Genomic DNA, 12,926 nt, shown 5'->3' on the forward strand with positions numbered 1-12,926 from the left:
GACGGCCTCCGGCGCGCCGGGCCGGGCCGGTGCGCACCCACGGGGCCGGGCCGCCGTTGGGCGTGCCGGGACGCCGCAGGGGCGCCGCGTCCCCCGCGGCGAGCCGGCGCGTTGTCTTCGCCGAATGGCGCACATCACCGCGTTAACCGCTTTCCTCGCCATCCGCGTACAGACCCCGGAAGCCTGCTTAACCAGGCGGTCACAGTACGTTCGTGATCACGCAACAGCGGTAGGTCACGGTGGGTCCATGACCGATGTGACACCCGCGAAGCCCGCCCGCCGCCTCCATCACTGGCGGCGGGACCTCATCGAACTGGCCGCGCTCTTCACCGCCGTCGCGGTCGCCGACTCGATCGCGAAACTGATCGTCCACGGCCCGGACGGCCCGGTGCTGCTCGTCGCCTCGGCGGTCGCCCTCGCCGCCACGGCCGCTTTCCACAGTTGGTGGTCCCACCGCCACGGTCACTCACCCCCGGGGGCCGCGGCCGCCGGTGATCCGGCCGACGCGGCGAGCGGGGCCGTCACCGGCCCCGGCGACGGCGCGGAGGGCGGCGACGGCACGGCCGTGCACGCCACCACCCTGTGGCGGGTGCGGACGACGGTGCGGGACACCCCGGGGAGCCTCGCCGCCCTGTGCACGGCGCTGGCCCGCCGCGGGGTGGACATCCTCGCCCTGCAGACGCACCCGCTCTCCGAGGGCACCGTCGACGAGTTCCTGCTCCGCGCGCCCGCGGAGCTGGCCCCCGCGGACCTCGCCCGGGAGATCTCCGGGGCCGGCGGCCGTGACATCTGGACGGAGCGCGCCGACGCCCACGACCTCGTCGACACCCCCACCCGGGTGCTGAACCTCGCCACCCGCACCGCCCTGGACGCCGCCGAACTCCCGCTGGCTCTACGGGAGTTGCTCGGCCGCTGCACCATCCGCTCGCAGCCGCGGCAGGCGCTCGCCGGCTCACCGCAGGCGGGCGGGTCCGAGGGCGAGGTGCCGCCCGAGGGCGTCCTGGAGGGGACCGTCATGCGGCTGCGCGACCCCTCGGGCGGCACGATCGGCATCGAGCGCCCGTATCTGGCGTTCACCCCGACCGAGTTCGCCCGCGCCCGCGCGCTCGTCGGACTCGACGCGCGCCTCGGCCCGCGGATGCCGCGCGGCCGGGACGTGTGGACGCTGCCGGGCGGCAGCGAGATCACCGTCCGCCGGGCGGACACCGCCGACATCCCGGCCGCCCGCGAGATGCACGAGCGCTGCTCCCCGGAGACCCTGCGGAAGCGGTACCACGGCCCCGTCAAGGACGCCGACCGCTACCTGGGCCATCTGCTCAGCCCGCGCTTCGGCCGCACCCTGGCCGTGCAGACGGCTTCCGGCCGGCTGGTCGCGCTCGGCCATCTGATGTGGGACGGCGACGAGACCGAGGTGGCGCTGCTCGTCGAGGACGCCTGGCAGCGCCGGGGCATCGGCGGCGAGCTGCTGCGGCGGCTGGTCGCCCTGGCGGGCGAGGCCGGCTGCGAGAGCGTCTACGCCGTCACCCAGTCCGGCAACACCGGCATGGTCGCCGCCATGCGCGGCCTCGGCCTCCCGCTCGACTACCAGATCGAGGAGGGCACGCTCGTCATCACCGCCCGCCTCGCCCGGACCGGGACCCCGGCCCGCCCGCAGGCTCCGGACAGCCGCCCGCCGCACGGCCCGTACACGCCGGCGACGCGCTGACCGCACCGCACCGCAGGCCACCGGGCAGGGCGCCACGACTACCCGGCGACGCCCTGCTTCCGCCCTTCGGCGTCGCCGGCCGCACCCGCGGCGCCGGAGACCGGGCCACCGGCCCGCATCGCGCGGTCGAGAGCCTGGTCGAGGTCGGCCCAGAGGTCGTCGGCGTCCTCCAGGCCGACGGACATCCGCAGCAGCCGGTCACTCACGCCCGAGGCGTGCCGGTCGTCCGCGTCGACGATGCGGTGACTGATCGACGCGGGGTGCTGGATGAGGGTGTCCACGCTGCCGAGGCTGACCGCCGGGGTGATCAGCCGGACCCCGGCGATCACCTCGTGCGGGTCGCCCGCGGTCTCGAACGCCACCATCGCGCCGCCCAGTCTCGGGTAGCGGACCCGTGTCACGCGCGGGTCGTCCGCCAGCCGCCGCGCCAGCTCCGCGGCCGTGGCCGACGCCGCGCGGACCCGTACCGGCAGCGTGGACAGGCCGCGCAGCAGCAGGTATCCGGCCAGCGGGTGGAGCACCCCGCCGGTGGCGAAGCGCACCTGCCGCAGCTTCCGGGCGAACTCCTCGTCGCAGGCCACGACGCCGCCGAGCACGTCGCCGTGCCCGCCCAGGTACTTGGTGGCGCTGTGCAGGACGATCCGCGCGCCCTGCTCGGCGGGCCGCTGGAGCACGGGCGTGGCGAAGGTGTTGTCCGCGAGCAGCGGCACCGCTCCGCAGGAGTGGGCCACCGCCGCCAGGTCGAGTTCGGCGAGGGTGGGGTTGGCGGGGGTCTCGACCAGGACGAGACCGGTGTCCGGGCGGATCGCGTCGGCGATGCCGGCCGGGTCGACCCAGGTGACCTCGTTGCCCAGGAGCCCGGCGGTCAGCAGGTGGTCGCTGCATCCGTACAGCGGGCGGACGGCGACGACATGGCGCAGGCCCACGCTGTTCCGCACCATGAGGCAGGCGGTCAGCGCGGCCATGCCGCTGGCGAAGGCGACGGCGCTCTCGGTGCCCTCCAGCCGGGCGAGGGCCGTCTCGAAGCGGGCCGTGGTCGGGTTGTCCAGGCGGGCGTAGACCGGCGGGCCCTCGGGGCGGGCGCCGGTGGTGGCGAAGTCGTCGATCCGGGCGGCCTCGGCCCGGCTGTCGTACGAGGGGTAGGTGGTGGACAGGTCGAGCGGCGGCGCGTGCAGACCGAGTTCCGCGAGGTCTTCGCGGCCGGCGTGGACGGCCTCGGTGGACAGGGACCGGCGGACGGGCGGGGTGGGCCCGGAGGGTGTCTCCATGGATCGCATACTGAACACCCACCGGGCTCGTGCGGCCAGGTGCCGTGCTACGTTCGGCCGATGTCCGATTCGGTGGTTCTGGATCCGGTGGATCTCCATATTCTGCGGCTGCTGCAGAACGATGCCCGGACCACGTACCGGGATCTCGCGGCCGAGGTGGGCGTGGCCCCCTCCACCTGCCTGGACCGGGTGGCGCGGCTGCGCCGCAGCGGTGTGATCCTCGGCAACGCGCTGCGGCTGGACCCGGCGAAGCTGGGCCGGGGTCTGGAGGCGCTGCTGCTCGTCCAGGTACGTCCGCACCGCCGGGAGCTGATCGGGCCCTTCGTCGAACGGGTGCGGGCGCTGCCGGAGTCGCGGGCGCTGTTCCATCTGACCGGGCCGGACGACTATCTGGTCCATGTCGCGGTGGCGGACACCGCGGATCTGCAACGGCTGGTGCTGGACGAGTTCACCTCCCGCCGGGAGGTGGCCCGTGTCGAGACGCGGCTGGTGTTCCAGCAGTGGGAGTGCGGGCCGCTGCTGCCTCCCGGCTGACGCGGGGCCGGACGGTGCGGGGGCACGGGCGGGCAGTGCGCCGGAGACCGGATCCGAGCCCTCCGGACACCGCCTACCGAAGCTGTCGTATCGGATATCGGACGCCGTAGAACAGGATCACGCGGCCGGATGGTGGTGACGGGACGGCCGCCGCCGTACGAGGATGGCCGCATGTCCGATACCACCAGCAGCCCGCTGCCCCGCCGGATCGCCGACTCCTACGTCGACGCCCTCGTCGAACTGGACCCCCTCGCGGGCACCTATCTCGGTGTCACCGAGAGCCACTCCCGCCTGCCGGACTTCTCCCCCACCGGCCAGGAGGCCGTCGCCGCCCTGGCGCGCACCACCCTGGAACGGCTGGCCGAGGCGGAGTCCCGGCCGGGCGCGGACGACGAGGCGGAGCGCCGCTGCGCGCGCCTGCTCCGGGAGCGGCTCACCGCCGAACTGGCCGTCCACGACGCGGGCGAGGGCCTGCGCAACCTCAACAACCTCTTCTCGCCGCCGCAGGCCGTTCGTGCGATCTTCACCGTCACCCCGAACGAGACCACCGAGGACTGGTCGAGGATCGCCGAGCGCCTGCGGGCCGTCCCCGCCTGCCTGGACGGCTACCGCGCCGCGCTGGCCGAGGGCCTGAAGCGGCAGCTGCCGGCCGGGCCCCGCCAGGTCACCACCGTCATCGGGCAGCTCGACACGTGGGTGGGCACCGACCGCAGCTGGTTCGCCGCATTCGCCGCGGACGGCCCCGCGGAGCTGCGCAGCGAGCTGGACTCGGCGGCGGCCCACGCCACCGCCGCCTTCGAGGATCTGCGCGACTGGCTGAGCGACCACTACGGCCCCGCCGTCGAGGGTGCCCCGGACATCGTCGGCCGCGAACGGTATGCCCGCTGGGTCCGCTCCTACAACGGCACCGACCTCGACCTGGACGAGGCGTACGCCTACGGCTGGTCGGAGTTCCACCGGCTGCTCGGCGAGATGCGCGCCGAGGCGGAGAAGATCCTGCCCGGCGCCGCGGACGACCCGTGGAAGGCCATCGCCCACCTCGACGAGCACGGGCACCACCTGGAAGGCGTGGACGCCGCCCGGAACTGGCTCCAGGAGCTGATGGACGAGGCCATCGAGGCGCTGGACGGCACCCACTTCGACCTCGCGGAGCGGGTGAAGCGGGTGGAGTCCCGGATCGCCCCGGCCGGCAGCGCCGCGGCCCCCTACTACACCCAGCCCTCGGCCGACTTCTCCCGGCCCGGCATGACCTGGCTCCCGGCCACGGCCGAGGACCGCTACCCGGTCTACGACCTGGTCTCCACCTGGTACCACGAGGGCGTGCCCGGCCACCATCTGCAGCTCGCGCAGTGGACCCACGTGGCCGACCGGCTCTCCCGCTACCAGGCGTCCGTCGGCATGGTGAGCGCCAACGCGGAGGGCTGGGCGCTCTACGCGGAGCGGCTCATGGACGAGCTGGGCTTCCTCACCGACGCGGAGCGCCGCATCGGCTATCTGGACGCGCAGATGATGCGCGCCGTGCGCGTGATCATCGACATCGGGATGCACCTGGAGCTCCGGATCCCCGCGGACTCCCCCTTCCACCCGGGCGAGCGCTGGACGCCGGAGCTGGCCGAGGAGTTCTTCGGGCGGCACTCCGGGCGCCCGGCGGACTTCGTGGAGAGCGAGCTGATCCGCTACCTGGGGATGCCCGGCCAGGCCATCGGCTACAAGCTCGGCGAGCGCGCCTGGCTGCGCGGCCGGGAGGCGGCCCGCGCGGCGCACGGGGACGCCTTCGACCTCAAGCGGTGGCACATGGCCGCCCTTTCGCTGGGCTCACTGGGCCTGGACGACCTGGAGGAGGAGCTGGCCCGGCTCTGAGCGGCACGGCGGCCGGGCCCGCGGCGTCCGCGCCCGGCCGCTCCGTCCCCCGCCGTTTTCCCTTGCCGGGACTCCGGCCCGGGCGGCGCGACCGCCCCGGGGTTCGCCCCGCTCCGGCGCTGTGCGCCGCCGGGCCGCGGCTGGCGCCGCTCGTCGCGGAGCTCGGGTGCCGCTTCGTGACCACGGATCTGGCGCTCCGCTCCGACGGCGTCCCGCGCGTCGTGGAGGTCGGCGACGGGCAGGTGAGCGACCTGCCGCCGGGGGCCGCCGGGACCGCCGGGGGGAGCGGCTGTTCCGCGCCCTCGCCCGGGCCGCGGGTACCCGGCCCGCACCGTCCTGACCTGTGGCTCTGTGCAATGGGGTACCGGCGCAGTACCGTGGCGGCATGCCCGCACTCAACATTGACTTCAGCGACGAGGAGCTCGCCGAGCTCCGCGAGGCCGCCCGGGAGAGAGGCGTCACGCTCAAGGCCCTGGTGCGCGAGGCCGTGACCGACGATCTGGCGCGGCGGCGCGCCATGTCGGAGGCCGGCCAGATCTTCCGGTCCTTCGTCGTGGACAACGCCGACGCCTTCGACGAAGCCTTCCCGGAGGACGCTCCGGCGGGGGCCGGGGGCACCCGGCGGGGAGCCGCCTGAGCGTGGATCTCCTCATCGACGTCCGCTGGCTCCTGGCCCGCCAGACCGAAATCCTGCCCACCGATCCCGGCGTCGACGACTACTCCGCGCTCGCGGCCGCCGTCGCCCGCCACCGGGTCAACACGCCCCGCCTCGGCGAGCACGCCGACGCGGCCTGGCGCGCCGCCGCCCTGCTCCACACCATCGTCCAGCTGAAACCGCTGCCGTCGCGGAACGCGCTGTTCGCCTGCGGTATCGCGGTCGCGTACATGCACGCCTCGAACGAGGGCATCGACCCGCCGTACGGCGCGCTGATCGAGCTGGTCAAGGACCTCCAGTCGACCGACGCCACGGTCTACGGCGCGGCCGAGCTCATCCGATCCTGGCGGATCTGAACCACCGCGGCCGCTCCGGTACGCTCCGGGCCCCGGCCGGTGTGAACCCCCGGCGCGGGGCACTCGCCGGGAGCGCGCCGTTCCGTTCCCACCGGGCGCGGCCGACCGGCCACCCCCGTCGGCGCCGGGGCCCGGAGTGCAGGGTGTCGCGGCGGGTGCGGCGGGTCAGCCCCCCGCGGCGAAGGTGTGGTGCCGGACCGCCGAGCCGGTACGGGTCTTGACGACCTCCAGCTGGGCGGGCACGCGCCGGCGCAGGTCGGGGACGTGGCTGACGATGCCGACCGCGCGGTCCCGTTCCCGGAGGGAGTCGAGGACGTCGAGCACTTCGTCGAGGGTCTGCTCGTCGAGGCTGCCGAAGCCCTCGTCGATGAAGAGGGTGTCGAGACGGGCGCCGCCCGCCTCGTCGGTGACCACGTCGGCCAGCCCCAGGGCGAGGGCGAGCGAGGCGAAGAAGGTCTCGCCGCCGGAGAGGGTGGCGGTGTCGCGTTCACGTCCCGTCCAGGCGTCGATGACGTGCAGGCCGAGTCCGGAGCGGCCGCGGCCGGAGGCGCGGGCGTCGGAGTGGACGAGGGTGTAGCGCCCGGCCGACATCCGCTGGAGCCGGAGGCTCGCCGCCGCCGCGACCTGCTCCAGGCGGGCCGCCAGGACGTAGGACTCCAGGCGCATCTTGCGGACGTTCTCGGCGGAGGTGCCCGCGGCCAGGCCGGCGAGCCGCGCGACCCGCTCGTAGTCCCGGCGGAGCGGCGCGAGCCGCCGCGCGCCGTCGAGGGCCTGTGCGGAGAGCCGGTCCAGTTCGGCGCGACGGCGTTCCGCCTCGGCCTCGGCGGCGGACGCGGCGCGCAGCCGCGCGGTGGCGGCCTCCAGGGCGGCGCGGGCGGCACCGGGGTCGGCGGGCGGCAGGCCGGCGGCCTCGGCGACATCCGGGTCGGCGAGTTCGGCGGCGACGGCGACGGTCTCGGCCTGCCAGGCGTCGAGGCGGTGCTGGAGTTCGCGGCGGCGGTCGTCGCCGAGCGCGGCCGCGGAGGCCGCGGCCGGGGTGTCGAAGCCGGCCCCGTAGGCGGCGTCGGCGAGCCGCGCGTCGGCCTCCTTCAGCCGGTGCGCCGCGCTCTCGGCGGCACGGACGGCCTCGGCGGCCCCGGCCAGTGCGGCGGTCTCCCGCTCCAGGGCGGCGGCGCGTTCGGCGACGCTCCCGGCGTCTCCCCGCGCCCGCGTCAACTCTTCTTGCAGGTTGGCCAGTTCGGCGGCGAGCGACTCCCGCCGGGAGGCGCGGGCGGCGGCACGCCGTTCGGTGTCCCGCTGCTCGGCCAGCCGGCGTTCCCGTTCCCGCTCCGCCCGTTCGAAGGCTTCCTGGGCGGCGGGCAGGCCGGCGGCCTCGGCGCGGGCCCCGGCGTGTTCGCGGCGCAGCCGTTCGACGGTCTCCCGGAGCCCTTCGGTACCGGCTCCGTCCGCCTCGGCGGTGGCGGCGGCGAGCGCGTCGGTGAGGGACCGCAGCTCCCGTTCGGCCTCCTCCCGGAGGCCGTCGGCCGTGCGGTACGCGGTGTGCGCCGTCTCCTCCTCGGCCCGGCCGACGTGGTCCTCCGTCCGCGGGGCGGGCCGGGGATGCTCGGTGGAGCCGCAGACCGCGCACTCCTCGCCCGGTGCCAGCCCGGTCGCGAGCTCGGCGGCGATGCCGAGCAGCCGGCGCTCCCGGAGGTCGAGCCAGCGCTGCCGGGCGTCGCCTGCGCGGTCGCGGAGTTCCCGGAGCCGTTCCCGGGCGGCCCCGGTCCGGCCGGTGAGGTCGTCGCGGCGCCGGGCGGCGTCGAGCCGGCGTTCGGCCGGTCCGGTCTCGGCGCGCAGGGTCTCGGCGCGGGTGAGGGCCTCGCGCGCCGCGTCGATCCGCTGCCGGTGGGCCTCCCGGGTGCTCTCCCAGGCGCGGAGCCAGCCGTCGGTCTCGGCCAGGGCCTCGTCGTCGGCGTCGGCCTCCCGGTCGAGCGTCCGCTGTTCCCGGGTGATCTCGGCGGCCCGGTGTTCGGCGCGCCGTGCGGCGTCGAGCCGGCCGAGTTCCTCCCGGCGTTCCCGTTCGAGGGCGGCGAGCCGGTCCGCGCCGGCCTCCGCCGGGCCGGGGGGCAGCGCCCGCCGCAGCCGCTGCTCCGTCTCGTTCGCGGTGCGGTGCTCCCGCCCGGCCGCGTCGCGGAGCTCCAGTGCCGGGACGACCCGTGCGGCCGCCCGCGCCCGGTCGAGCCGGGCCCGCACCTCGGCGCGCTCGGCCGCCGCCTCCTCCAGCGCCGAGGCGCGCCGGCGGGCGTCCGCGTGCCGCCGCTGCAGCCGGGCGCGTTCGGCGGCGGCCTCGCTGTCACGCTCCGCGGCCCGGTGGGCGGCCTCGGCCGCGCGGACCGCCGAGGCGGCGATCTCCCGCCGCTCACGGACGTGGGTCCGGGCGATGGCGGCCCATTCCAGCACGGCCGCGGCCAGGCCGGGCTGTCCCGGGGCGGATTCCGGCAGCGGGTGGTCCGCCGGGGCGGCGGCCTCCCCGGCGGCCTGGGCCATGCGGTGCGCGAGAGCGAGCAGTTGCTCGTCCGCGGCGGTCACCCGGCGCTCGGCGGCACGCCGCAGCTCGGCGAGGCGTTCCTCGACGGCGGCGAAGCGGCGGGTGTCGAAGAGGCGTCCGAGCAGCTTGCCGCGCGCTTCGGCGTCGGCGCGGAGGAAGCGGGCGAAGTCGCCCTGGGGCAGCAGCACGACCTGGCAGAACTGCTCCTTGCTCATCCCCAGCAGCTGGTGGATCTCCTCGCCGATCTCCTGGTGGGACCGGCTCAGCCCCTTCCAGCCGTCCGGTCCGTGCTCGCGCAGCAGGGTCCGGGCCTTCTCCCTGGTGTGGCCGGTGCCGCGCTTCTTGGGCCGGAGCTGCTCGGGGCTGCGGGTGATCTCCAGCCGGCGGCCCCCGGCGGTCAGTTCGAGCCGTACCTCCGTCGGGGTGCCCGGTTCGGCGTGGTCGCTGCGGAGCGCCGGGAGACTCGTCTGGCGGGCGCCGGGCACGCCGCCGTACAGGGCGTAGCAGACCGCGTCGAGGACGGAGGTCTTGCCGGCTCCGGTCGGCCCGTGCAGGAGGAAGAGCCCGGCGGCGGACAGTTCGTCGAAGTCGACCTCGTGGGTGGCGCCGAAGGGACCGAAGGCGCTGACGCGGAGCCGGTGGAGCCTCATCGGGCGGTCTCGCGGAGGGTGTCGCCGGCGCGGACGGTGTCGAGGGCGTCGCGGAGCACGGCGCGTTCGCGCTCGTCCGGGCCGCCGCCGCGGACGTGGCCGATGAAGTCCTCCGCGATCTGCTGGTCGGTGCGCCCGCCGAGCCGCTCGGCGTACGAGGCGCGGGGGTCGTCCGGGGCCCGGTCGGGCTCGAAGACGAGGGTGAGGAGGTGCGGGAAGCGCCGGCCGAGCCGGGCCATCGGCTCCGGGGGGCGGACGGGATCGGTGAGGGTGGCCTCGACCCAGGCGTCCTCCGCCGCCTCCAGCCCGGGGTCGTCCAGGAGTTCGCCGAGGCGGCCGCGGATCCGGGCGAGCGGGCGGGGTACGGGGCAGTCGATCCGCTCGGCGGTGAGGCGGCCTCCGGCTCCGAGGTCGACGAGCCACATGCTCTTGCGGTGGCCGGCCTCGGAGAAGGAGTAGGCGAGCGGGGAACCGGAGTACCGGACCCGCTCGGTGATGGTCTGGCAGCCGTGGAGATGGCCGAGCGCGGCGTAGTCGACGCCGTCGAACACCCCGGCGGGGACGGACGCGACACCGCCGACGGTGATGTCGCGCTCGCTGTCGCTGGCCGCTCCGCCGGAGACGAACGCGTGGGCGAGGACGACGGACCGGGTTCCGGCGGGGCGGGTGGCGAGGTCGGCGCGCACCCGGTCCATGGCGGCGCCGAGGACGGCGGCGTGACCGGCCTTCCCGGCGCCCAGCAGGTCGCGGACCAGGGCGGGTTCGAGGTACGGCAGTCCGTAGCAGGCGACCTCGCCGTGCTCGTCGGACAGCAGGACGGGGGTGCCGGTGCCGCCGGGGTCGGTACGGAGGTGGACCCCGGCCCGTTCCATCAGCCCGGCGCCGACGCCCAGACGCCGGGCGGAGTCGTGGTTGCCGGAGATCATCACCACCGGGACGCCGAGCGCGGCCAGCCGGTGCAGCGCGTCGTCGTACAACTCGACGGCGGCGAGCGGCGGTACGGCCCGGTCGTAGATGTCGCCCGCGACGAGGACGGCGTCGATCCGCTGCTCCCGGACCGTGCCGACGAGGTGGTCGATGAAGGCGGCCTGGGCGTCCAGCAGTCCCACCCGGTGGAACGACCGGCCGAGATGCCAGTCGGAGGTGTGCAGGAATCTCACAACGGGGCCCCCACGCGCACCTTCTGTCCCCCGTGTCCTCGGTGATCGGACCGGCCGCCACGGCCGGCCCACTGGCACCGGACACTCTAGTGGCCCCGCCCGTACCGGGTCGGCCGACGGGCGGATGCCCGTGCGGTGTGGTAGGGGGGTGCGGCGCCGGGGGCCGGTGGCGGCGGCCCCCGCGGCCACGAGTTGCCGAGGTCCCCCCGCCGCCGCACGATGGTCGGACAGCGGGAGTCGGAGGCACCGTCAGGACATCCTGGCCGTGATCACCACAGGAGTCGCCATGGCCCCGTACTTCGCGAGAGCACCCGAATCACTGGTGTCCGACGCGCTCGAGGGCTTCGCCCGGGCGCATCCGGATCTGGTCGAGCACGACGCCGAGGGCGGATTCGTCCGCGCCCTGCGCGGTTCCCCGGATCGGAGGGTCGGGCTGCTGTCGGGCGGCGGTTCCGGGCACGAACCGCTGCACATCGGTTTCGTCGGGGCCGGCATGCTGGACGCCGCCACCCCCGGCATGATCTTCACCTCACCCCACAACCGGCAGGTCTTCGCCGCCTCGCGGGCGGTCGCCCGCCGGGACGGCGTCCTGCACCTGGTGAAGAACTACACCGGAGACAAGATCAACTTCGGTATCGCCGCCGAGCGGCTGGCCGACGAGGGCATCCCCGTCGCCCGGGTGCTGATCGACGACGACATCGCCTCGGAGTCCGAGGACATCGCCATGGGCCGCCGCGGCACCGGGGCGACCGTCCTCATCGAGAAGATCCTGGGCGCGGCCGCGGACGCCGGGGCCGGTCTGGCGGACCTGGCCGACCTCGGCACCTCCCTCACCGGCCGCTCCCGCAGCCTCGCCGTCGCCTCCGCCGCGCACACCGCGCCGGCGGACGGCAGCCCCGCCTTCGACATCCCCGGAGGGCGGCTGGAGTTCGGCGTCGGCATCCACGGCGAACGGGCGGACCGCACGGTCGCCCATGAGCCGCTGGACGCCCTGCTGGAGACGATGACGGGCACACTCCTCGGCACGCTGGCCCCCGGCCGCGGGGATTCGGTGATCGCCCTCGTCAACGGTCTGGGCTCGGTGACCGGCCTGGAGCTGTACGCCGTGGCGCGGGAGCTCGGCCGCCTCCTGGACCGCCAGGGCGTCGAACTGCGGCGCAGCCTCGTGGGGCATTACGTCACCGCGCTCGACATGCGGGGCTTCTCCCTGACCCTGCTCCTCGCCGACGACGCGATCACCGACTGGTACGACGCGCCCGCGCACACTCCGGCCTGGCGCCGGTAGTCACGACCCCAGGGGCTGATGCCATGACGAGCTTCGATGCGGCCTTCACCGGCGGATGGATACGGCGCTTCGCCGCGTCGGTCCGCGCCACGGAACCCGAGCTCACCGCTATGGACCAGCGCGCGGGGGACGGCGACTTCGGCGTCAACCTCACCACCGGGCTGACGACCGCGCTGCGGATGCTGGACGAGGCCGCCGCCGACGGGGAGCCGGAGGACGCCTCCGCTCCCCTCCTCACCACGGCGACGGCCTTCCTGGACAGCGTCGGCGGGACGAGCGGCCCGCTGTTCGGCCTGCTCTTCCAGCGGCTGGCCTGCGCCGTCCGCGACGCCGGGCCCGACCTGACCACGCCCGGTCTCGCGGCCGGCACCCGCGAGGGGCTGGCCGTCATCCAGCGTGTCGGCGAGGCCCGGACCGGGGACAAGACGCTGGTCGACGCCCTGGCCCCGGCCGCCCGCGCGCTCGGCGCCTGCCCGCCGGACGCGCCGCCCGACACGGCGCTCGTCCGCGCCGCCGGGGGCGCCTGGGAGGGTGTGCGGAACACCGCGCGGCTCCGGGCACGGCGGGGGCGGGCCAGCTACCTCGGTGACCGGGTGTCCGGTGTGCCGGACCCGGGGCCGTGGGCATCGGCCTGTTCTACGCCTCGGCGGACGGCGGCGTCCGTGCGCTGGCCCCGTTCCTGGAAGGCCGCGAGCAGCCGCCGCGGTGACGGCCCGGAAGCCGTCCCCGCCGCCAGGCCTCCGGGAGGGCGGGACGGCGGGCCGGGCCGGGGCCAGAGCCGGGGCCGCCGGGGCCGCGAACGCGGCACGACGGCCGGTTCACCGGCGCCCTGCCGGTCAGGGCGCCGTTCCGGGGAGCCCTCGCCGGGACCGGTCTCCCCGGGCCGGGCCGCCGGGGTGGCGGCGTCTCCGGGGGACGAGCCGCGG

Annotated in this window: 10 protein-coding genes and 1 pseudogene; 8 read left to right on the plus strand and 3 right to left on the minus strand. The window is 75.9% G+C overall.

Features of this window, described 5'->3' with window-relative positions:
* The first annotated feature begins 247 nt into the window (after nt 1–247).
* Nucleotides 248–1,705: a GNAT family N-acetyltransferase gene (locus E4N63_RS01115; RefSeq protein ID WP_125623380.1), complete on the plus strand. Its 1,458-nt coding sequence runs from the start codon at nt 248–250 to the stop codon at nt 1,703–1,705.
* 38 nt (nt 1,706–1,743) lie between these two features.
* On the opposite strand, the gene E4N63_RS01120 is transcribed toward E4N63_RS01115, so the two are convergent.
* The gene (locus E4N63_RS01120; protein WP_125623381.1) at nt 1,744–2,973 is read right to left on the minus strand and encodes a PLP-dependent aspartate aminotransferase family protein; all 1,230 of its coding nucleotides are present in this window, start codon (nt 2,971–2,973) and stop codon (nt 1,744–1,746) included.
* 60 nt (nt 2,974–3,033) lie between these two features.
* Between E4N63_RS01120 and E4N63_RS01125 the strand changes: the two genes are divergently transcribed.
* From E4N63_RS01125 to E4N63_RS01140, 5 genes are all read left to right on the plus strand, one after another.
* Entirely contained in the window at nt 3,034–3,507 is a 474-nt protein-coding gene (locus E4N63_RS01125) for an Lrp/AsnC family transcriptional regulator (RefSeq protein ID WP_043462671.1), read from the plus strand.
* 171 nt (nt 3,508–3,678) lie between these two features.
* Nucleotides 3,679–5,367 carry a DUF885 domain-containing protein gene (locus E4N63_RS01130; RefSeq protein WP_230239667.1) on the plus strand — a complete coding sequence of 563 codons (1,689 nt, stop codon included), beginning with the start codon at nt 3,679–3,681 and terminating at the stop codon, nt 5,365–5,367.
* Nucleotides 5,295–5,858, plus strand: a complete 564-nt coding sequence (locus E4N63_RS31350; RefSeq protein WP_374112653.1) for an ATP-grasp domain-containing protein — start codon at nt 5,295–5,297, stop codon at nt 5,856–5,858. The genes E4N63_RS01130 and E4N63_RS31350 overlap by 73 nt, the downstream gene beginning before the upstream one ends.
* Nucleotides 5,753–6,004: a hypothetical protein gene (locus tag E4N63_RS01135; protein WP_125623384.1), complete on the plus strand. Its 252-nt coding sequence runs from the start codon at nt 5,753–5,755 to the stop codon at nt 6,002–6,004. Before E4N63_RS31350 ends, E4N63_RS01135 begins: the two co-directional genes overlap by 106 nt.
* A gap of 2 nt (nt 6,005–6,006) precedes the next feature.
* Entirely contained in the window at nt 6,007–6,378 is a 372-nt protein-coding gene (locus E4N63_RS01140; RefSeq protein ID WP_374112654.1) for a toxin Doc, read from the plus strand.
* Nucleotides 6,379–6,543: 165 nt separating this feature from the next.
* Here E4N63_RS01140 and E4N63_RS01145 read toward each other — a convergent pair whose 3' ends face one another.
* Both E4N63_RS01145 and E4N63_RS01150 read right to left on the minus strand, forming a co-directional pair.
* Nucleotides 6,544–9,555 carry an AAA family ATPase gene (locus tag E4N63_RS01145; RefSeq protein WP_230239668.1) on the minus strand — a complete coding sequence of 1,004 codons (3,012 nt, stop codon included), beginning with the start codon at nt 9,553–9,555 and terminating at the stop codon, nt 6,544–6,546.
* Nucleotides 9,552–10,715, minus strand: coding sequence for an exonuclease SbcCD subunit D (locus E4N63_RS01150; RefSeq protein ID WP_125623387.1), 1,164 nt, complete (start codon nt 10,713–10,715; stop codon nt 9,552–9,554). The genes E4N63_RS01145 and E4N63_RS01150 overlap by 4 nt, the downstream gene beginning before the upstream one ends.
* Nucleotides 10,716–11,001: 286 nt before the next feature.
* On the opposite strand from E4N63_RS01150, the gene E4N63_RS01155 reads away from it, so the two are divergent.
* Both E4N63_RS01155 and E4N63_RS01160 read left to right on the plus strand, forming a co-directional pair.
* Nucleotides 11,002–12,000, plus strand: a complete 999-nt coding sequence (locus E4N63_RS01155; RefSeq protein WP_125623391.1) for a dihydroxyacetone kinase subunit DhaK — start codon at nt 11,002–11,004, stop codon at nt 11,998–12,000.
* A gap of 23 nt (nt 12,001–12,023) precedes the next feature.
* A pseudogene (locus E4N63_RS01160) lies at nt 12,024–12,709 on the plus strand (DAK2 domain-containing protein).
* The last annotated feature ends 217 nt before the right edge of the window (nt 12,710–12,926 follow it).

It is taken from the genome of Streptomyces sp. MNU89 (genome assembly GCF_020982505.1).
In the GTDB taxonomy this organism is placed as follows: domain Bacteria; phylum Actinomycetota; class Actinomycetes; order Streptomycetales; family Streptomycetaceae; genus Streptomyces; species Streptomyces xinghaiensis.